Source organism: Parageobacillus toebii NBRC 107807 (assembly GCF_003688615.2).
Taxonomy (GTDB): Bacteria; Bacillota; Bacilli; order Bacillales; family Anoxybacillaceae; genus Parageobacillus_B; species Parageobacillus_B toebii.
Genome location: NZ_CP049703.1, coordinates 2,276,329 through 2,297,544 on the forward strand (window position 1 = coordinate 2,276,329; position 21,216 = coordinate 2,297,544).

Sequence of the window (21,216 nt, forward strand, 5' to 3'; positions counted from 1 at the left end):
AAAAGGAGAGGGAGACAATGAGTTTTGCCAAACTAGTTTTCACACCACTTAGCTATATTGGATGGGGAGCTTTGGAACAATTGCTTCCGGAGGTAAGAAATTTTTCACCGAAAAAGATACTTGTCATAACAGATCCCGTGCTTGAGAAAATCGGATTGGTTCAACGAGTAACGAATCCGCTTATTGAACACGGATACGCTGTAGAACTATATACGGATGTCGTTCCGGAGCCGCCGTTAGAAGTAGGAGAGAAGCTCGTTTCTTTTACGCGCCAAGGAAAATTTGATATGGTTATCGGTGTCGGCGGGGGAAGTGCCATGGATCTGGCCAAATTGGCAGCAGTTTTGGCTGTACATGAGGGAACGGTTGCTGACTATTTAAATTTAACCGGCACAAAAAAAGTGCATAAAAAAGGACTGCCTAAGATTTTGATTCCGACTACATCGGGAACAGGTTCTGAGGTGACGAACATTTCCGTTCTTTCCTTAGACACGACAAAAGATGTAGTGACACATGATTATCTTTTAGCGGATGTGGCTATTGTCGATCCGGAATTGACCGTTTCTGTGCCTCCTCGTGTGACAGCGGCTACGGGCATTGATGCGCTAACTCATGCAGTTGAGGCATATGTGTCAGTCAATGCCAACCCGATAACGGATGGTTTGGCTCTTCAAGCAATCCGGCTCATTGGCCGTTCTTTGCGAAAAGCGGTTGAAAATGGAAATGATAAACAAGCTCGGATTGATATGAGCAACGGCAGCTATCTGGCAGGATTAGCTTTCTTTAATGCCGGGGTGGCTGGTGTCCACGCTCTTGCCTATCCGTTAGGCGGCCAATTTCATATTCCACATGGAGAATCAAATGCGGTATTGTTGCCTTATGTAATGGGATATATTCGAAAAAGCTGCACAAAACGAATGGCAGATATTTTGAACGCCTTGGGAGGAAATTCAACTTACCTTTCTGAAGAAGAAGCTTCTTATAAATGTGTAGAAGAACTGGAAAGATTAGTGAAAGATGTAGGTATTCCGAATACGCTCGGCGGCTTCGATATACCTGAAACCGCTTTAGAGAGTTTAACTCAAGATGCTGTTAAGCAAAAGAGACTATTAGCGCGAAGCCCTTTGCCATTGTTGGAAGAGGATATAAGAAAAATTTATCAATCCGCTTTTACTGGTGAGGTCACTGAACCAAAATAAACGATTTACTGTCAACACCCCGGGTTTTAGGAACGCTCGGAAGGGATGAAATGTCATCAAGCGAATTCGAAGTGATGAGTCAAAAAGTAGACGGATGGTTGTTTATCGCACTGTTAAGCTAATATACTTAAATTGAAAAGATTGCTAAGCAAAAAAGGAGAGAAAGAGAAACGATGGAAAAAAAGAAGCTGTATATCAATGGAGAATGGGTCGAAGCAACTTCATATACGACATTAACATCGCCTTATTCAGGTGAACCACTTGCGGAAATTCCAGTAGCGACGGAATCAGATGTTGAGCAGGCGATTGAAGCGGCTTACCAAGCAAGAAACATGATGGCGAAAATGCCGGCACACAAGCGGGCAGCCATTTTAGAAAAAGTGGCAGAGATCCTTCAAGAAAGAGCGGAAGAAGCAGCGCAGATGATCGCGCTTGAAGCAGCAAAGCCGATTACAACGGCCAAAGCGGAAGTAGGACGTACGATTCAGACGTATAAGTTTGCTGCTGAAGAAGCCAAACGTATTCACGGCGAAACGATTCCATTAGATGCTGCACCGGGTGGGGAAAACCGGGTCGCTTTTACAGTGAGAGAACCAATCGGTGTTATTGGGGCGATTACTCCATTCAACTTCCCGATGAATCTTGTTGCACATAAGCTTGGCCCGGCCATCGCGGCTGGAAATACGATCGTACTCAAACCGGCGAGCCAAACACCGCTATCCGCGTATTTTATTGCGGAGCTTTTTGAACAAGCAGGTCTTCCAAAAGGAGCATTAAACGTAGTAACGGGAAGCGGAAAAACGGTCGGGGATAAACTTGTTACAGATGAGCGAATCAGCATGATTACATTTACAGGAAGTCCGGCTGTTGGAATCGGCATCCGAAATAAAGCCGGATTAAAGAAAGTAACCCTCGAACTTGGTTCCAATTCCGCCGTCATTGTCGATGAAGATGTAGACATTGATTCGATCATTCAACGCTGTGTAGTAGGTGCCTTTTCTTTCCAAGGCCAAGTTTGCATTTCGCTGCAACGGATTTATGTGCATGAAAAACGTTACGAGGAGTTTGTCGAAAAGTTTATCGCTGCCACTAAACAATTAAATGTTGGCGATCCACTTGATCCAAAAACGGATGTGTCGGCATTGATTACACCGAATGACGTAGAGCGTTCTTTACAATGGATTGAAGAAGCGAAACAAGGTGGGGCGACGGTTGCTGTAGGTGGCGAAAGAAAAGGAAATATATTACTGCCAACCGTCATTCTTCATGCTCGGCCTGATATGAAAGTATCTTGTCAGGAAGTATTTGCTCCGATTGTATTAATTAATAAAGTCACATCGATCGATGAGGCGATAGAATTGGTGAATGATTCTCGGTACGGATTACAAGCAGGTATTTATACAAACAATATTCACGTTGCCTGGGAGGCTGTAGAAAAACTCCAGGTCGGCGGAGTACTGATTAATGACATTCCGACATTCAGGGTCGATCACATGCCTTATGGCGGTGTGAAAGAAAGCGGAACAGGCCGGGAAGGTTTACGGTATGCAATCGAGGAGATGACAGAATTAAAACTTGTCATTTTCAATCGAAATCAATAACATTTCCTTTTGCGGGGCTGACTTCATAAGTGTCTAGTCTCATGTCCATTGCACAATATATAGTTCAGATGCTATGTTATATTGTGTGGAGGCTGACACAGCTTGGTCAGCCTCTTTTTAGCGTTTGTTTGTGCCTAAGCTATTGTTGAAATGGAAAATTTTCTTTGTTTTCCCTAATGGGGGTTATTTTTCATATGGTTGGACGGGTACCGTCAAGAATTTTGTGTAATGTAAGATAGATAGGGTATCTCTGAAATGGATTTAGAATAGAGGGGGGGATATTTCCTCCACACAAGAGACTGAATATTCAGTCTCCTGTGTGGAAAGGGAGAATCCCCCTATTTTGTTTATTTACAATATTTGGTTAACAATAACGTTCTTCAAACATTCGCTCGAGGGCTTCCTGCGCTTCGGCAAATCCTCGCAACTTTCGCCCTGCCCATTTCTCATTAAAATCTTGGATGGTCAAATACACGATTTTTTCAGCGACTTCTAAACTATTCAAACTGTTCATCGGTTTTAGGCGTTTCCGAATCTCCTTGATCGTTCGTTCGATGGCATTGGTCGTGTAAATCACACTTCGAATACTGCTTGGATCATCCATAAATGTAAGGAGGACATCCAACTCATTGGCCCAAGATTGGACTTCCCTTGGGTACTTGCGAGACCATTTAGATTGAAACTGTTGAAACATCTCCAATGCGATTTCTTTATTCGGAGAACGATAAATGAGTTTCAGATCCTCCGCCATTTCGAATTGGTCTTTTTTCCGAACACGATGGAGCGTGTTGCGGACTTTGTGAACGACACAACGCATACACCGCCTTAAAGGCTTCCTCCAGCCCCGGAAGGCCATCGAAGACGCCCAGAAGCACTTCCTTGACGCCTCTTTGGTAGAGGTGTTGAAGAATTTCCTGCCATACATAGGCGCTTTCTTGTCCTCCCACAAAGAAATCAAGAATTTCGCGATATCCTTCTTCGTTCACCCCTAACACCACATAAATGTCTTCTTTCTCCACGGTTTCGCGACGAAGTTTTACGTATAAACCATCCAAATATAAGACGGAATAACGCTTGTGCAGTGGACGAGTGTGCCATTTCTCGATGTCTTCCTTCACTACATCGGTAATACGGCTGATCGTTGCAGGAGAATAGGCATTGCCTAAAATTCGTTCAATAAACTTGCCAATTTCACGCGTACTCATGCCACTTTGATACATCCTAATGATGGCTTCCTCCAGCCAGCCCGTGTGGCGTTGGTAAGGGGCGAACAGCTGTGTTTGAAATACTCCGTTTCGGTCTCTTGGCACCAAAAGACCCTCAATCCGGCCATATTGCGTATCTAGATTTCGTTGATAGCAGCCGTTTCTCCTATTCGGCGTTCCAACCTGTTCGATTTCGAGGAAATGTTTGATTTCTTCCCACATAATCAGCTCTAATTTTTCCTTTACAAACTGACGAATGACACTTTCCAGTTGATTTGCCCAGTCGACATTTGGTATACTTTTAGACATGGGTAGGGTTCTCCCTCTATAAATGTTGATATATCAACGGTTGTAGCCGTCTCAGGGGTGTCAAAAAAATATTTTTCGACAAAGTTTCTAACATTATTTCTTAAATATGTGTATATCTTACATTGACTGGGTACGCTTCGCGGCCACTACTGGTTAAATTTGGTTGTAGTGGGGGAAGCGTATGGGATGCACCGTGGATCTCTGCATCGCTGATGATGACGAACCCTCCCATGTCTCTTGGCATCCTTGTGCCTACATTCCTTCGTTCGGTCTAGTCATCAGGCAGAGGCTGGCTAAGCTCCTTTAGGGACTCAAGGTCGAATGGATGATATCGCGCCAGCTTCTCCGTGTCATCCTTGTTGTCTAGAGAATCGAGACTATAGGCATCAAGCAGCCGTTTCGAGGCCAAAGATGTCCTGCATCATTCGCTTCGCATCGAACGCTTGGTGCTTCGTACATACAGCGTGCAATACCTTCAATAATTTTCCGCATAACACCACAATCGATTGCTTCTTCCGCAACGGATTATCAGGACGTGTCGTGTAATAGTCGTGCAGCTGCCGAAACGCTTCGTTGTGGCGGATCATCGGCATCATCACGCGGAAGAGGAGGGCGAGCAACCGCCTTCTTCCACGCTTCGAGATCCGTTTTTGCCCTTTGTGTTGGCCGGAGGAATGTTCCCGCAGCGTCAGGCCCGCTAATTGGATAAGCTGCCGCGAATCCTGATAATGGGAGAAACTCCCGATCTCTGATAACAGTTCCACGATGGTCGCATCGCCTAAGCCCTGAACGGTCTTCAACCATTCGTACTCGACCGATGTCTGTACGAGTTCGATCAGCTGCTCTGTCAGTGCCTCGATTTCTTCTTCCAGTTGGCGGTACCGGCGGACAAGCGTGGCAATTTCGATACGGGCCATCTGTTGTCCTTCCGTTACGCCAATGGAGTGTTGGAGTATGGTCGCTTTTACTTTTTTAAATTAATCAACAGTATTGATTAACGGAGCCTATGATAAAATGAATGGCAAACATACCAACAGAAAATTCACCAATGTTGTTTATTTGGACTACCCAACAATCGAGGAAGCACACAAAGTAATGAAAGATGAAATGCTTGTGATCTACCGTGACTTGTTTCGGGATTCCGTAATTTGGCAATATCCTGGGCTACAAAGATAAACGAAAATCACGAACATTATATTCACATCATTCATCTTAAAGGAAGTTCCCATAAACAGACCCCCTTGGCACCCAAGGGGGTTCAACTAAACCGCTGAAGAAGGATGGTTATTATACTGTCTACTTGACAGGGATATGTTCAAATTTTTCCTTTTTCTTCAATCCAAAACTTTCTCCACATTCACCCTCCCTGAAAAGAAAGTCGCTCCATTGCCCATATCGGCAACTCGGTCAGGAGTAAGAGAATTTACCAGATGTTTCGTACCTGGGGAATCGGCCCAGAGTCCTTGAGTGACAACGACACCTGGAAGCACGTCTTCTCCAATAGAAACTTTCAATATACATTCTCCTCGATTGTTCCACACTCGAACTTGATCCCCATCCTTGATCCCCTTCGATAAAGCATCTTTGATATTCATATGCAAACGTGGTTCTTTTTCAAAAGAAATGTGTTTTTCATTATTAGAAAAGGTTGTGTTTAAAAAATTATGGTTAGGACCAGGCACAAACAAAAATGGAAAGTCTCCATCGTTAGCAAGTGGCGTATAGGTTGGCAAAGGAGGGTAGCCATCTTGTTCCATCTTCCTTGAATAAAGTTCAATTTTTCCGCTAGGTGTTGGCAGTTTTCCTGGCAACAATGGTTTTACATTTGCTTTTACATACTGCTTTTTAATCAATGTTTCATAATCGATTCCTTCAAGGTAAGGATTGTTTGGGTTATCTAGGGCTTGCGAAATCATTTCAGCTTCTGTCTCATATAAACATGGATCCTCGAATCCCATTTTTTTCGCAAGCAATTGGAACACTTCGACATTTGATTTGGACTCCCCATATCGTTCAATAACTGGCTGCTGAATTTGAACATAATGGTGCCAGTATGATGTATAAAGATCCGTATTTTCGAATGAAGATGTTGCAGGAAGTACAATATCTGCGTATTTTGCTGTTTCTGTCAAAAATAAGTCATGCACAACGACAAAGAGATCTTCCCTTGCCAGACCTTTTCTTACTTTATTGCTATTCGGTGCAACAACCGCAGGGTTTGTCCCGTACACAAATAATGATTTTATCGGTGGGTCTAATTCCAATAATGCTTGGCCGAGCAGATTCATGTTTATGATTCGTGTATGTTTATTTTGCAACAAATCCGGGCGTTGCAAGCCCCTTGTATTAAGGGCCAAATAACCACTATTTGATTTGATGGCACCGCCGCCTTTTACAAGCCATTGTCCTGTCAGGGCAGGAAGACAAGCAATGGTACGAATACACATGCCCCCATTGTCATGATGCTGAAGACCATTGCCGATTCGAATAAAGGAAGGCGTGATTTGGCCATACATTCTGGCTAGTTTATAAATATCTTCAACGGGAACACCTGTTATTCCAGAAACAGTGATGGGATCGTACTGGACAACATGCTCACGCAATTCTTCATGTCCGACTGTATACTTCTTCAAGAAATCGTTGTCTACCATGTTTTCGGCAAATAAAATATGCATCATGCCCAGTGCAAGAGCAGCATCGGTACCCGGCAATATTGGAATGAACCAATCTGCGAATTGGCCGGTTTGATTTTTATGTACGTCAATGACAATAATCTTTGCTCCATTCTTTCTAGCTTTTTGCGCAAGCACAACTTGATGCATGTTTGTGCTTACAGCATTGATTCCCCAGAAGATGATTAATTTTGAATGAATAGTATCTTCAGGGTCTATTCCAAAGCCGCCTCCCATTGTATATTTAAGGCCTTCCGAGCCAGCTGACGAACAAATTGACCGATCGAGCAGGGAGGCGCCCAACCGATGAAAAAACCGCCGGTCCATTCCTTCAGCGCTGAGCCTTCCCATGTTGCCATAAAAGCTATACGGAAGAATGCTTTCAGGCCCATCTGTTTCAATCAGCTCTTTCCATTTGGCAGTAATTGTCTCAATCGCTTCGTCCCAGCTTATCCGTTCAAATTTCCCTTCTCCTTTAGCTCCCGTACGTTTCATTGGATATTTTAAGCGCTTTGGATCGTAGATTCGTTCAGTCATATTCCGTACTTTATTGCATATATTTCCCTTTGTCACAGGATGATTCGGATCTCCCTGTATTTTTACAATTTTTCCATCTTGTTTATGTACCAGTAACCCACATTGATCAGGGCAATCCAGAGGACAAACCGATGGAAATACACCTGTTGGCTGCTTTACAAATGAATGCATATATAGGCTCCTTTCATAATCTGGTTATATCTATCATAATACTATTTTGTTAATTTAAAAACTCTTGTCTCCATAAAGACAAACACCTCCATCAATCGAATGAAGTTATACTTCGATTCAGGAGGTGTTTTTTCCTTGTCCCATTTTACTAAGGCTTACTATTCAATCTGAGTTTTTTTATGCTAATAACAAGATATTGCCATAAATAATAACTAGGAATGGCTGTGTTTTTTAGAAATACAACCCACAAAACCTATAATATCCAAATTTTAGAGATTTTGCACCAGCCTCTTTTTTCCTTTATATTCACTGTTTTTTTCTCTTCCGTTTCTGTTCAAAAAAGAAAATGTGGCAAGCAGTACTAATATGATAAGGCAAACGGTAGAACCGATGATATTATCTTTATTAAATAGAAAAGAGATGAAAATGATCAATAAAGATACGATTGCTAAAATAGTTGTATATGGAAACCATTTTACTTGGAAGAACGGTTTCTCCTTATAATGGGAACGGAGCTTTAGTTGTGCCAAGCAAATGCTCATCCATACTAAAAGAACCGTAAATCCAGGTATCGTCATTAGATAGCTGATGACTTGATCTGGAGTCATATAAGCGAAAAATACCCCAATCAATATACATATGGTGACGATCATAATGCCGTTTATCGGTATTCCTTGTTTGGAAATCTTTAATAACCTTTTTGGAGCTTCACCGTTTTGAGCCATGGAATATAACATTCTCGAAGTTGCATAGATCCCCGTGTTTGCTGCTGATAAAACGGCTGTTAAAAGAACAAAATTCATGATATGTGCTGCTCCAGGCAGCCCTGTGATGCTCAATACTTGAACAAATGGACTGTCTTCCCCCGAAACTTTGTTCCATGGCATTAAACCACATATAATAAGAATAGGAAGAATATAAAAAAGAATGACTCTCCATACGGTTCCCTTGATTACTTTTGGCAATACCTTCTCTGCGTCTTTTGTTTCTGTAACAGTAACACCAATCAATTCTGCCCCGCCATATGAAAAGATGACGACTAAAAAGGCGCTCAGCATTCCTTCGATTCCATGTGGAAAGAACCCACCGTGTTCCGTATAGTTAGACAAAGGATTGTCAATAGCACTTGGAATGATTCCTACTAAAATACAAAAACCTAAAATAATAAAAGCGGTTAATGCGATAATTTTGATTCCTGCGAACCAAAACTCAATCTCCCCATAGTACTTTACATGAAACAAGTTAATTCCGACGATCAAGACGGTACAAAGGAAACTTAAAAGCCATAAAGGTATGGATGGAAACCAATATTTTAGGAAGCTTCCCGCCGCTAAAATTTCGACAATGGTGACAATCGTCCAGTTGATCCAATAAAGCCATCCTACGATAAAGGATGTATGAAATCCAAACGCTTTATATACAAGATGCTGAACGTTTAAGTTGGGGTAGACAATGGCCATCTCCGCCAATGCCGCCATCACAATAAATAATAATAAACCTCCTAATAAGTAAGCAAAAACGACACTTGGCCCCGCTATATTTAACGTATCTGAACTTCCTTTAAAAATACCCGTTCCAATCATGCCTGCTAGAGCAATAAACTGGACGTGCCTAGGTAATAAACCTTTCTTTAAATCTTGATGATTTTTTTCCATGTTTGTCCTGCCTTTCTGTCGCAATAATTATTTACAAACAATGATAGAATTCTAAAACTGAAATAAACATGCTAGAAAGAAAAGGTAAAATAATGACCAAAGATTGTTAAGACAAAGGTTGTTTTTTCATTTTAATATATTCCTTTTCGAAACTTTTTCACTTAAACGCTTCTATGCTTCTATGCTTTTATGCTTTTGCGCTTTTGTGCAGTTAAGTATAAAATATATGTTTTTAAAATATAATAATGTCCTTTTGTTTGTCAAGAGTATGTCCCAAACTCATTGTTATACAATTAATCTTGTATATTTGTAGAAGGCTTTTTCTATATATGGTTTTACACTGATATGTAATGTTGGTCGACCGCTTCTGGCTACAAAATGCGAGGGGGCAAACGGTATGCGGTGAAAGATGAAGAAGTGCAATTCCTTTTATAAGATGTGGAAGGTTGGAATTTGGCGGGAGAGCGATGGATTGCAAGAAAGTGCCGCTTTTAAGACTATTTGCAAGGAAGCGAATTCGTGCGGGAAATAGCGGCAATTTGATAAAAAATGATTTTTTAGGGAATACTAATAAAAACAAAAACTGGAGGAAAAACAGGCATGCCATGGATCGAAGGGCGCATTATTTCCGGTGAATATGACAATGAAATGAACGTTTTTACCATCCAAAAGTTCAAACAGTTTTTTGTTGAATCTGTCCTCCAACCACATCAGCTGCAGCATCTGTTAGACTATCTGAAAAATCATCAAAATGAGGAAGAAGGACAGCTACTCATTCTTTACGATCAAATGCCTGTGAAATTGTCACAAGAAGAAATAAAGCAACTCATAGCGGATTTAGATGAAATTCAGTCCCGCTGTAAAGGTTTTTCATAAAAAATGCACAAAAATGCATTCAAACTACAGATATTTTGGCAGGATATCTGGATGAACGAAATCAATCCCTTGCTAGCGGAATTAAAAATCGATTGATTGAAATAGTTAAAAGCCCCATCGGAACCATTCGATGGGGCTTTCTACCACACGAAGACACTCCTCTTTTTCGAAACTTTGTACATGCTTGAAAAATGAATTTATTAATACGTGTTAGAGAAGCAAGATCATGCTTGGAAAAGAACTACTAATATCTTAGTTATATTAAAACAACTATTATTGAATTTGCAACGATTATTTTTTTAGTAAACGGTTACAAATGGAATTGTTGACATTTATTTTAACATTTCCATCGATATGTTGAAAAATAGGTGGGAAGGGCGTATGTTATATATCGTAAAGAATGTGAAAAAAATCACAAAATAGAATGAAAGAGAAGTGTCGGAGAAATGGAAGCAGTTCAAAAATGTAAAGAGTTGGCTGTAAAAAAACGAACCATTCTCGATCGTTCCCTTGTTCAATATGTGATGCGGGCTGCTTTGGCAGGGGTGTACATCGGATTTGCACTTGTTCTTTGTTTTCGTGTAGGTGAATTTTTCCGTGAAGCGAATTCTCCTGCTACTTATTTAGTAAGCGGTATTTTTTTCGGAATCGCCTTAGTATTAATTATGTACGGTGGCGCAGAACTATTTACTGGTAATACGATGTATTTTACAATCAGTACTTTGCACAAAGAAACGACAATCAAAGATACGTTGCGGAATTGGCTTGCATGTTATAGCGGTAATTTATTAGGTGCTGTATTTTTCGCTTTTCTTATTTCGCAATCCGGTGTTTTTGATCATATTCCACAAGACCATTTATTATTTCTTGTGGCGGCGAAAAAAATGCATGCAACAACGATGCAGCTCTTTTTTAAAGGAATTCTCTGTAACTGGCTTGTTTGTTTAGCGATTTTTATTCCCATGCAAATGAAAGAGGATATGGCAAAAGTATTTTCGATGATTCTTATTGTTTTTATCTTTTTTGCTTCTGGATACGAACACTCCATTGCCAATTTCGTCCTCTTTTCAATTGCATTAGCAGTCCCGCATCCAGCGGCGATCGATTTAGCAGGAGTGGTGCATAACATTATTCCTGTTACACTAGGCAATATTGTCGGCGGTGCCCTGTTTATGGGAGCGTTGTATACATATTTGACATCTCAAAAAGAAGGGCACGTTTCAGCAAAACAGTCAGTTGGATACTTGTTTCATAAAGAGAAAATTTTAAACAAATGATGAAATGCCAGCCCATACTCAAACTATTTTGTTCAAAATGATGAATGACGATTGAAAATATGGAAAAAGAAAATTTCCAATCCTCTGCAATTGACTTCACGAAATATGTAAAAAAACGGCTTCAACATCCATGAAAATGGAAAAATTGAATTGTCCATCGGTATTCATAATGGGAAACTTGAAAAACTGATGTTGCTTACTATTCCGTCGAAAAGGCTTCCGATGGGTTCATCCGAGTAGGGGAAGGAGTCCTTCTTCTTCGTCGGAGCTTCTTTGATGAATTTAGTAAAAACTCCCACCTTCAAACGGAGTGTAGGTGGGAGAGGTTCATGAATAACCTTAAATCAGATAGGGTGTTCTCAAAATCAGGGGGTAATCCGGTAAAAGAGGGGCAGTTTCGCTAGGCATTACACGTTTAATAACAAAATTGGAAATCATGTTCCCCGTTTGGAAGTGTGTTTTTTAGTCACTGCATATGGTTTCCAAGACGGGAGGAATGCTCCTTTCTGATGTTTTTCATTTAGCCAAGCTACTATATATTAAACGTTTTTTTACTGAAAGGTGCCTTTTTATCAATAATTAGGCTCGAAAACCTGGGGATGGACATGAGGTTCAATTTGAACAATGAATATGCATGGTCTTACAAAACAGAAGTCTTATTCCGATTTTTTAGGTTATATTCTCGTTTTTTCTTGGCAAGCAATCTATGATGGTGGTCTACTGGCAGATACAGTAGACCATTTTTTATTTAGTTTTAAATAAGCGTACTTAGGCACAATGCTCAGAACATTGCGGCAGATGTTGTGCTTCATTCATTTTCAGATGGGAAATGGCACAAACCTTTCACATCTGATTGCCGTATCATGTCTTAAAATCTGTTTAATGCCGGGTCGTATAAATAGGCTCCCGCCCAATATACAGTAACCACATCACAATCGCATGTATACAATATTACACACCGAGAAAATGAGGAAGAGAGGAAACGTATATGAAATGGCTTTATCTAAACGAGATTGTTGCTCAAATTGGCGGGTCATTGGTGCAAGGAACGGGAAATCCTCTCATTAAGAATGTGGTAACGAAACGCTATAAGGTAGATAATCATACACTGCTCATTGATTTATATACAAAAAGAAAAATCCGCTCCAAGCTGTTTCAAAAATATAAACCTATTGTTGTTGTAACGGAAAAGCCACAAGACTTTAACCATCTTGGCGATGATGTGATTGTCATAAAAGTAGAAGATGTAGATGAGGCCTATTGGAAGTTCATTGATTATTACCGCAGCCTTTTTGATATCCCCATTATAGGGGTAACAGGAACCTGCGGTAAAACAACAACAAAAGAAATGATTAAACATATTCTTGAAAAACGTTATAAAGTCCAAGCTACTTATAAGAGTTTCAACGGCGGTCATCGAAATCATCGTTATCTTCTTGGAATTGATGAGACAACAGGAGCAGCCGTGATTGAAATGGGCGTAGACTCCCCAGGGGATATCACTTTTTATATAAAATATTTTCGCCCACAGATAAGGATTTTGTTAAACATTGACGTGTATCATTTGGTGGGATGTAAAACTCCGGAACGTTATCTGGAGGCGAAAGCGGAAATCCTGCATGATTTAGATCCGGTGAACGGAACTCTCATCATAAATGCGGATGACGAGAACATCAAAAAAATTGATGTGAGTAAATTCCGCAACATCATTCTCTATTTCGGCTTCAGCGACGGATGCGATTTTCAAGCAACGGATGTTGCCTATGACCGAGGAGGTATGAGGTTTACGCTCCGTCATCAAAATCAAACCTATCCCGTCTTTGTGCCAGGGTATGGCAAACATAACGTGTATAATGCGCTTGCCGCCATCGCAGCGGTGTGGAGTGCAGGGGTGGATATAAAGGAAGCGTGCGAGCGATTGGCGTCGTTCAATCAAGTAATCGAACATTTGGAGTTCCATTCCGGGCTCGGTGGTTGCACCGTCATTGACGATACATGGAATGTAACTCCTCTTTCTATGGCAAACGCTCTTCAAGTAATGAAAGAAATTGCCGGTTCCAAAACGAAAATCGCTCTTTTAGGATATATGCCCCAGTTAGGGGATGGAGAGTATGCACGGCAAGAGTATGCCAAGATGGGAGAGAAAGTAATCGAAACACAAGTGGATTTTCTCATTGTGGTGGGGGATGAAGCGAAAGAAATCGGAAGAAAAGCCCTAGAACTCGGGATGGATCCAAGTAAAGTTTATTTTTCCAACAGCGGGACGGAAATCTATGAGATTCTTCACCCTCTTTTAAACGAGGAAGCGATCGTGCTTCTCAAGATCCCTCACCGTGTCATGGTTCAGGACTCATTTAAAGAACTAAAGGCGAAAATCATCGTTTCATGAATAAAGGGGAGAATGCGCATGAAAAGTTTATATCTCCAGGAAATTCTTGCGGTGATAGGCGGTACTGTCATACAAGGATCCGGCAATCCCTTGATACAAAATGTCGTCTATCGACCCAAAAAAATGAAAGACCAAACGATGCTGTTTTACCGTTACAACGATATGAAAATTGACAGGAAATTATTTCAAAAGTACAAATCGGTCGTCGTTGTTACAGATAATCCTGATTATTTCCAAGATATAGGTAAGGATGTCATGATTATTAAAGTACCAAATATAGAGGAGGCCTATTGGAAGTTTGTTAACTATTATCGCCATCTTTTTGACATCCCGATTATCGGCATCACTGGTACCTGTGGCAAGACAACGACCAAAGAAATGGTAAAGCATATATTAAGAAAATATTATAAAGTCCAATCCACCTTTCTCAGCAATAATCAAAGATCCCTTAATTTAAAGTATTTGCTCGGTATTGATGATGAGACACAAGCAGCTGTTTTTGAAATGCCTGTTGCTTCCCCAGGTTATTTGGCCAACACCATTCAATATTTCCAACCCCAAATCAGAGTCTTGTTAAACATTGATGTCTACCATTTAAAGGATTGCAAAACACCGGAAGCCTATATGAAGGCGAAAGCCGAAATCATAAACGGATTAGATCCGAAGACAGGGATTATCATCTTAAACGCTGATGACAGTAACATAAAAAAGGTTCTCGATGTTAGCGGATTTCAACAGGTCATCTATTTTGGCTTCAGTGACGGATGCCATTTTCAAGCCAAAGATGTCCGCTACGTGGATGGCAGAATGCAGTTCACTCTTAAGCACCAAGATCAAACTTACGAGGTTTTTGTACCGGGTTACGGCAAGCCTAATGTATACAACGCCCTTGCTTCTATCGCGGCCGCATCTAGCGCGGGCATGAGTGTAGAGGAATGTTGCGAACGATTGGCATCGTTTGAACAGATGAAAGAACATCTGCAATTCCGTCACGGAGCAGGCGGATGCACCATCATTGACGATACATGGAATGCAGCTCCTCTTTCCATGGCGTCCGCACTTGAAGTACTTCAAGAAACCTCCGGCTCGAAAACGAAGATCGCGATTTTGGGATATATGCCCCAGCTTGGGGAGAGTGAATTTGCAAGGCAACAATACGCGAGGATAGGCGAAAAAGTGGTGGAAACACAGGTTGACTACCTGTTTGTCGTGGGGGATGAAGCGAAGGAAATCGGAAGAAAAGCTCTAGAACTCGGAATGGATCCAAGCAACGTTTATTTTTGCAGCAGCGGAACGGAAATCTATCAAATCCTTAAGCCTTTTTTAAACCAGGACTCTGTCGTGCTTCTTAAAATCCCTCATCGCGTCATGGTTCAGGACTCCTTCCAAAAGTTAAAACGGGCAATAATGCCTTAACTCAAATTTCATGCGATATCAAAAAATGAAATTTTATAAATGAAAGGGATCGGCGATGAAAAAGACAACTCAGTTAAGAAATCTAATCAATTCTAATTCATTGGAATTTATCATGGAGGCTCACAATGGATTGTCGGCGAAAATTGTGGAAGAGGCCGGATTTAAAGGAATTTGGGCGAGTGGACTATCTATTTCCGCTTCCATGGGAGTAAGAGACAACAACGAAGCTTCATGGACACAGGTGCTGGAAGTTTTGGAGTTTATGAGCGATGCTACGTCCATACCGATTTTGCTGGACGGGGATACCGGCTACGGAAACTTCAATAATGCCCGGCGTCTTGTAAAAAAATTAGAATCAAGGCAAATTGCCGGTGTCTGTATAGAAGACAAATTATTTCCGAAAACCAATTCTTTTATCAGCGGAGAAGCACAACCGCTTGCGGATATCGAAGAGTTTTGCGGGAAAATCAAAGCGATGAAGGAGAGCCAGACTGACGATGACTTTGTTGTCGTTGCGAGAGTGGAAGCCTTTATCGCAGGCTGGGGGCTCAGAGAGGCGCTTCGCCGCGCCGAGGCTTATCGTCAGGCGGGGGCCGACGCGATTTTGATACACAGCAAGAGAAACGATGCTGCGGAGATCGAAGCATTTATGAAAGAATGGGGCAACAGACTTCCAGTCGTGATTGTACCGACAAAGTATTATTCCGTTCCAACGCAGAAGTTTAGAGAATTGGGTGTTAGCCTCGTGATTTGGGCCAATCATAATCTAAGGGCAGCGATCAAGGCGATGCAGGAAACGAGCCGGCAAATTCGTCAAGAACAAAGCCTTGTGAATATAGAGCCTAACGTTGTTTCCGTGAACGAAGTGTTCAGGCTTCAGGGAGTAGATGAATTGAAACAAGCCGAAAAAAGATATCTTCCGGCTTCCGGAAAGAACGTGAATGCCATTATATTGGCGGCGAGCAGAGGCGATATGGATGAGCTTACTGCAGAGATTCCAAAGACTCTGCTTGAGGTAGGAGGAAAATCCCTGCTCGCGACGCAAATTGATGAATTTAATAAGGTTGGCATCAAAGATATTTGCGTGGTTAGAGGCTTTGCCAAAGATAAGGTTGCCGCAGCGAATTTTTCGGTTATTGACAATGATTTGTTTGCAGAAACGAAAGAACTTTACTCCTTATATCTAGCCAAGGACAAAATTAAAGAGAATACTGTGATCAGCTATGGAGATATTATTTTCAAAAACTATATCCTCAACGATCTTCTGAACGATATGAACGACATTACCCTCATTGTTGACGCTGATGTAGAAACGATCAGTCATGATAAAGACCTCGTATCCACCGATACACCTTATTCTAAAAAACTTTACTCCAGCACTGTCCGGTTTATCAAAATGTCAGGGGACTTGAAAGAAGAAGAAATCCATGGTGAATTTATCGGTCTCTGGAAGGTGACAAAAAACGGTTCTAAAATTGTAAAAAAAGCTTTAGAAGAACTATCAAAAAGAGAAGACTTCAAACAGCTGACAATGGCGGACCTTTTTAATTACATTAGTTCGTTCCACCCTATTGCGGTGAAATATATCAAAGGTTCATGGCTTGATATCGATACCATCCGCGACTTACAAAAGGCAGGTGATTTATTTGATAAACACTAAAATGTTCGGTGAAGAATTAAAAAAGATGGGCTTTCATTTCTTCAGCGGAGTACCATGTTCTTTTCTAAAGAACTTAATCAATTATGCGATTAATGATTGCGACTATGTTGCGGCAACGAATGAAGGTGAAGCGGTGGCGATTGCCGCGGGGGCTTATCTGGCAGGCGAGAAGCCGGTCGTTCTCATGCAAAATTCAGGGTTAACCAATGCCGTATCGCCATTGGTTTCCCTGAATTATCCTTTCCGAATTCCTGTACTTGGATTTGTAAGCCTAAGAGGCGAGCCAGGCATTCCCGATGAACCGCAGCATGAATTGATGGGACGTATCACAACGAAAATGCTCGATCTTATGGAAATTAAATGGGAATATTTATCGGCTGACTTCGAGCAGGCAAAAAATCAACTTGTGCGAGCTCATTCATATATCGAAAGGGACCAAACCTTCTTTTTTGTCGTGAAAAAAAATACGTTTGAGAAAGAGCCGTTAAAGGATCAAAAACAACGATCTAACTTAAACGTGTTAAAGGTCGGGAAAACGAAAGATGATCAACTTCCAACCCGAATCGAAACATTAAAGTGGATCAATTCATTAAAGGATAACAACACCATTCAGTTGGCTACAACCGGCAAAACAGGACGGGAGCTCTACGAGATTGAAGATGCTCCGAATAATCTATACATGGTGGGTTCCATGGGCTGTGTCAGTTCTCTGGGGCTTGGGCTTGCACTGGCCAAAAAAGATAAAGATATCGTCATTATTGAAGGAGACGGGGCTTTGCTGATGCGCATGGGAAGCCTGGCTACAAATGGATACTACGCTCCAAAAAATATGCTGCATATTCTATTGGATAATAACACACATGATTCGACAGGCGGCCAGAGCACTGCATCACACAACGTCAATTTCGTGGATATAGCGGCAGCTTGCGGCTACTCGAAATCTATTTACGTTCATAACCTTGAAGAATTGGAATCGTGTATCAAAGATTGGAAGAGAGAGAAAAGTCTTACGTTTCTATACATGAAAATAGCTAAAGGATCCAAAGAAGGTCTCGGGCGGCCGAAAATGAAGCCATATGAAGTGAAAGAAAGATTGAAGGTGTTTCTTCATGATTAAAACGGCAGTCATTTTAGCGGCGGGAATGGGAACCAGACTGGGAGAAAGAACGAAAAATCAGCCTAAAGGCTTTTTAATGCTTGATGAAAAGCCAATTGTAGAACAGTCTATTTGTAAATTGCTTGAGATAGGAATCGAAAAGATCGTGATTGGAACAGGCTATTTGGCGGAAGCTTACGATCGTCTGGCCACGCGATACCCGCAAATTGCATGTGTACGCAATGACGAATATGAAAAAACAGGCAGTATGTACACCCTTTACCATTTAAAGAATCATATTTCGGATGACTTTCTTCTTCTTGAGAGTGACTTAATTTATGAAAAAAAAGCGTTGGATATATTAATCAACAATAAAAGGCCGGATGTTATTTTGGCGAGTGAGTTGACAGGTTCGGATGACGCAGTATTTATCGAGGCCGATGAATATCGTTTTTTGCGAAATATGGCAAAAAAAGAAAATGAACTCAACCATATCTATGCGGAGTTAGTAGGCATTACGAAAATCTCCTATCCTACCTTTCAAGCCATGTGCAGCTTTGCGGAAGCGAGCTTTGATGATGACCTTAAACTCGATTATGAACACGCTCTTGTCGGCATTTCCCATCAAGTGAATCTATATGTTCACAAGTTGGATGATCTTGCCTGGTGCGAAATTGACAACGAACACCATTTGCTTCGCGCGGAGCGTTATATCTATCCGATGATTAAAGCGAAAGAAAAGAATGTTCCGCCAGTAAAAAGAAACATCTTGCTCAATCCGGGGCCTGCGACAACGACGGATACCGTTAAATACGCGCAAGTAGTCCCTGACATCTGTCCGAGAGAAGAAGAATTCGGCAATGTCATGCAATTTATTTCCGATGAACTTACAAAATTTGTTGCAGACCCCGAGCATTATACCACTGTTTTGTTCGGGGGATCGGGCACCGCGGCCGTTGAGGCAATTTTGAGCTCGGTTGTTGGCGAGGAGGCTGTGCTTATTGTCAATAATGGCGCGTATGGCAAGAGGATGTGCCAGATTGCGAAAGCCTATGGGTTAAATTATATCGAATATCGAAGCAGACCAGACGAACCTTTGGACCTTGCTGCGATAGAAGCGATGATTCAAAACTCTGCACGTAAAATTTCCCATCTGGCCGTCGTCCATAATGAAACAACGACAGGCCTCCTGAATGATATTGAATCCATTGGACGTCTATGCAAAAAATATCAAATCCAAATGATTGTCGATGCCATGAGTTCCTTCGGGGCGATCCCGATTGATATGGAAGCCATGAATATTAGTTATCTTGCCGCGTCTTCCAATAAAAATCTTCAAGGAATGGCCGGTGTTGCATTTGTAGTTGCTAAAAAGGATCATTTAGAAATGACGAAACACCTTCGCCCGCGAAATTTTTATCTTCATCTTTATTCACAGTACAAATATTTTTTAGAAACGAAGCAGATGCGATTCACCCCTCCGGTGCAGACACTTTATGCACTAAAGCAGGCTATCATTGAGACACGTCTGGAAGGGATTGAGAAGAGGTATGAGAGATATACCAAATCATGGGAAGTGCTGATCAATGGCATTACTCGCTTGGGTTTAACCCATCTAGTCAAGAAAGAGCATCATTCCCGGATCATAACAGCCATTATGGAACCGAATATCCCTAGCTACGATTTTCAGGAGATGCATAATTATTTTTATCGCCACGGATACACCATTTACCCCGGCAAGCTCGAAGGACAGAATACCTTCAGGGTAGCAAATATCGGGGATATTACCTATAAGGACATGGAATTATTTGTGAATTTACTTGAACAGTATCTAATAAGCATAGGTTACTGCACGGAAAGGAAGGAGATTCATGGCGATTCCAAAACATAGATTAGCGGCTTCCGTAGCTGTTGTTAATAGTGAGAACAAAATTCTATTGGTTAAGAATTGGAAAAGAGGGTGGGAATTCCCTGGCGGCTATGTAGAAAACGGCGAATCCATCAAGGAGGCAGCTATCAGGGAAGTCAGGGAAGAGGCAGGCATTGAAGTCCGTTTGACCAAATTTTGTGGAATCATTCAAGATATCAAAAACAGCAGATGTACGGTACTTTTTCTCGGGACGCCGGTAAGCGGTGAATTAGCGGGAGGAGACGATGCTTTAGATGCGGGGTATTTTACCATCGATGAGGCCTTGCAGAAGGTGAAGTGGAAAACATATAAAGAAAGAATTTTGAAATGTTTGAATGAAGAAGAACACCCTTTTTTCATCGAATCCTAATTGAGGGAGGGTGAATGATGCCTGTTTCCTATGTATCTTTGACAACAGAAGAAGCGATCGCTAAATACAAAAAGAATTATGATGACTATGTCAATAATGAATTGGTGAAAGTGGCTCAGTATAGAGAAGCATATAAACATATCAAGGGAAGTCTGGCTGATCAAATCGTAGAACGCGCGATATGGTATATGGAGCATGGCTATACGGTATACGGCCATGGCTTCAACTCATACCATTCCCACGGAGTTGTCGATTGTTCGGGGTTTACGAAATTAGTCTATGGAGACTTTGGTTTTGAATTAACTGGCGTCGCTAAAAAATATGACAATATCGGTACAAGAGTGGAAGGCGTCTATACGAAAATCGTCGATGGGTATTGGAGCCTCGAAGGGTTAGAAAACCTTCGTCCCGGAGATATACTCACTTGGTGGAAACAGCGGCCCGACGGTACTTTTTACATCGGCCATGTTGGGATTTACATGGGGCAACTCGACGGAAACCCAGCGGTAATCTGCACAGCAAGTGGAGCTCCTACAGCCATTGGGATTATCAGCGGTTTTAGACGCTGGTTTGGACTGCATTTCTATAATGCTCAACGAATTCTGCCGGAAGGATCATGGACACCAGGAAAAGTGATTCCAGGCCATGAAGACAGAGGACCGGTTATTCCAGAGCGATATGTACTCCCGCCGCAAAAGCCTATTGTTATGCCTAACACCCAGAATTCCCAAGAGCAATAAACCTTTTTGCTCTCCTTAAACATGTGATGTCAATAGGGGGTTAAGCTTTTTTAAATAGTTCCTTTTACTTCTTCCATCGAGTCTGCTTCTGTTCGCGCTTTTCTGCTCTTTCGTCTTGAATGAGCTTGACCTAA

General features: G+C 41.5%; 13 protein-coding genes and 2 pseudogenes. 11 read left to right on the plus strand and 4 right to left on the minus strand.

Annotated features, from left to right (window positions below; translation table 11 throughout):
* The first annotated feature begins 17 nt into the window (after positions 1–17).
* The gene (locus DER53_RS11685) at positions 18–1,199 is read left to right on the plus strand and encodes an iron-containing alcohol dehydrogenase (protein ID WP_062754366.1); all 1,182 of its coding nucleotides are present in this window, start codon (positions 18–20) and stop codon (positions 1,197–1,199) included.
* Positions 1,200–1,372: 173 nt separating this feature from the next.
* A complete protein-coding gene (locus DER53_RS11690; protein WP_062754364.1) occupies positions 1,373–2,800 on the plus strand; it encodes an aldehyde dehydrogenase family protein in 1,428 nt (475 codons plus the stop codon).
* Between the two features lie 364 nt (positions 2,801–3,164).
* On the opposite strand, the pseudogene DER53_RS11695 reads toward DER53_RS11690, so the two are convergent.
* The 4 genes and pseudogenes from DER53_RS11695 to DER53_RS11710 all read right to left on the minus strand — a co-directional run bounded on the left by DER53_RS11695 (position 3,165) and on the right by DER53_RS11710 (position 9,349).
* Positions 3,165–4,314, minus strand: a pseudogene (locus DER53_RS11695) (IS256 family transposase).
* Positions 4,315–4,700: 386 nt separating this feature from the next.
* Positions 4,701–5,264: pseudogene (locus tag DER53_RS11700) on the minus strand (transposase); the annotation flags it as partial.
* 384 nt (positions 5,265–5,648) lie between these two features.
* Positions 5,649–7,694: a molybdopterin oxidoreductase family protein gene (locus tag DER53_RS11705; protein ID WP_062754362.1), complete on the minus strand. Its 2,046-nt coding sequence runs from the start codon at positions 7,692–7,694 to the stop codon at positions 5,649–5,651.
* Between the two features lie 269 nt (positions 7,695–7,963).
* Complete coding sequence (locus DER53_RS11710; protein WP_062754360.1) at positions 7,964–9,349, minus strand: amino acid permease; 1,386 nt, start codon at positions 9,347–9,349, stop codon at positions 7,964–7,966.
* A 600-nt stretch (positions 9,350–9,949) separates the two neighbouring features.
* Here DER53_RS11710 and DER53_RS11715 point away from each other — a divergent pair.
* The 9 genes from DER53_RS11715 (at position 9,950) to DER53_RS11755 (ending at position 21,082) form a co-directional block, all read left to right on the plus strand.
* Positions 9,950–10,225 (plus strand): hypothetical protein, encoded by a 276-nt coding sequence (locus tag DER53_RS11715; protein ID WP_062754358.1) that lies wholly within the window; start codon positions 9,950–9,952, stop codon positions 10,223–10,225.
* Positions 10,226–10,671: 446 nt separating this feature from the next.
* Positions 10,672–11,502, plus strand: coding sequence for a formate/nitrite transporter family protein (locus DER53_RS11720; protein WP_062754356.1), 831 nt, complete (start codon positions 10,672–10,674; stop codon positions 11,500–11,502).
* Between the two features lie 988 nt (positions 11,503–12,490).
* Positions 12,491–13,891 carry a UDP-N-acetylmuramoyl-tripeptide--D-alanyl-D-alanine ligase gene (locus tag DER53_RS11725; RefSeq protein WP_062754354.1) on the plus strand — a complete coding sequence of 467 codons (1,401 nt, stop codon included), beginning with the start codon at positions 12,491–12,493 and terminating at the stop codon, positions 13,889–13,891.
* A gap of 18 nt (positions 13,892–13,909) precedes the next feature.
* Positions 13,910–15,307, plus strand: coding sequence for a Mur ligase family protein (locus DER53_RS11730; RefSeq protein WP_062754352.1), 1,398 nt, complete (start codon positions 13,910–13,912; stop codon positions 15,305–15,307).
* Positions 15,308–15,362: 55 nt separating this feature from the next.
* Positions 15,363–16,967 (plus strand): phosphoenolpyruvate mutase, encoded by a 1,605-nt coding sequence (gene aepX, locus DER53_RS11735; RefSeq protein WP_062754350.1) that lies wholly within the window; start codon positions 15,363–15,365, stop codon positions 16,965–16,967.
* The gene (gene aepY / locus DER53_RS11740) at positions 16,954–18,084 is read left to right on the plus strand and encodes a phosphonopyruvate decarboxylase (protein WP_062754348.1); all 1,131 of its coding nucleotides are present in this window, start codon (positions 16,954–16,956) and stop codon (positions 18,082–18,084) included. The genes aepX and aepY overlap by 14 nt, the downstream gene beginning before the upstream one ends.
* The gene (locus DER53_RS11745) at positions 18,077–19,954 is read left to right on the plus strand and encodes a 2-aminoethylphosphonate aminotransferase (protein WP_062754346.1); all 1,878 of its coding nucleotides are present in this window, start codon (positions 18,077–18,079) and stop codon (positions 19,952–19,954) included. Before aepY ends, DER53_RS11745 begins: the two co-directional genes overlap by 8 nt.
* A complete protein-coding gene (locus tag DER53_RS11750) occupies positions 19,935–20,342 on the plus strand; it encodes an NUDIX hydrolase (RefSeq protein ID WP_062754344.1) in 408 nt (135 codons plus the stop codon). The genes DER53_RS11745 and DER53_RS11750 overlap by 20 nt, the downstream gene beginning before the upstream one ends.
* A gap of 14 nt (positions 20,343–20,356) precedes the next feature.
* Positions 20,357–21,082: an NlpC/P60 family protein gene (locus DER53_RS11755; protein WP_223812150.1), complete on the plus strand. Its 726-nt coding sequence runs from the start codon at positions 20,357–20,359 to the stop codon at positions 21,080–21,082.
* Positions 21,083–21,216: the final 134 nt, after the last annotated feature.

What these genes read in the sequence shown, in the direction of transcription:
- DER53_RS11685 (WP_062754366.1), top strand. Translation starts at nt 18, where the DNA reads ATGAGTTTTGCCAAACTAGTTTTCACACCACTTAGCTATATTGGATGG.
- DER53_RS11690 (WP_062754364.1), top strand. Translation starts at nt 1,373, where the DNA reads ATGGAAAAAAAGAAGCTGTATATCAATGGAGAATGGGTCGAAGCAACT.
- DER53_RS11705 (WP_062754362.1), bottom strand. Translation starts at nt 7,694, where the DNA reads ATGCATTCATTTGTAAAGCAGCCAACAGGTGTATTTCCATCGGTTTGT.
- DER53_RS11710 (WP_062754360.1), bottom strand. Translation starts at nt 9,349, where the DNA reads ATGGAAAAAAATCATCAAGATTTAAAGAAAGGTTTATTACCTAGGCAC.
- DER53_RS11715 (WP_062754358.1), top strand. Translation starts at nt 9,950, where the DNA reads ATGCCATGGATCGAAGGGCGCATTATTTCCGGTGAATATGACAATGAA.
- DER53_RS11720 (WP_062754356.1), top strand. Translation starts at nt 10,672, where the DNA reads ATGGAAGCAGTTCAAAAATGTAAAGAGTTGGCTGTAAAAAAACGAACC.
- DER53_RS11725 (WP_062754354.1), top strand. Translation starts at nt 12,491, where the DNA reads ATGAAATGGCTTTATCTAAACGAGATTGTTGCTCAAATTGGCGGGTCA.
- DER53_RS11730 (WP_062754352.1), top strand. Translation starts at nt 13,910, where the DNA reads ATGAAAAGTTTATATCTCCAGGAAATTCTTGCGGTGATAGGCGGTACT.
- aepX (WP_062754350.1), top strand. Translation starts at nt 15,363, where the DNA reads ATGAAAAAGACAACTCAGTTAAGAAATCTAATCAATTCTAATTCATTG.
- DER53_RS11745 (WP_062754346.1), top strand. Translation starts at nt 18,077, where the DNA reads ATGATTAAAACGGCAGTCATTTTAGCGGCGGGAATGGGAACCAGACTG.
- DER53_RS11750 (WP_062754344.1), top strand. Translation starts at nt 19,935, where the DNA reads ATGGCGATTCCAAAACATAGATTAGCGGCTTCCGTAGCTGTTGTTAAT.
- DER53_RS11755 (WP_223812150.1), top strand. Translation starts at nt 20,357, where the DNA reads ATGATGCCTGTTTCCTATGTATCTTTGACAACAGAAGAAGCGATCGCT.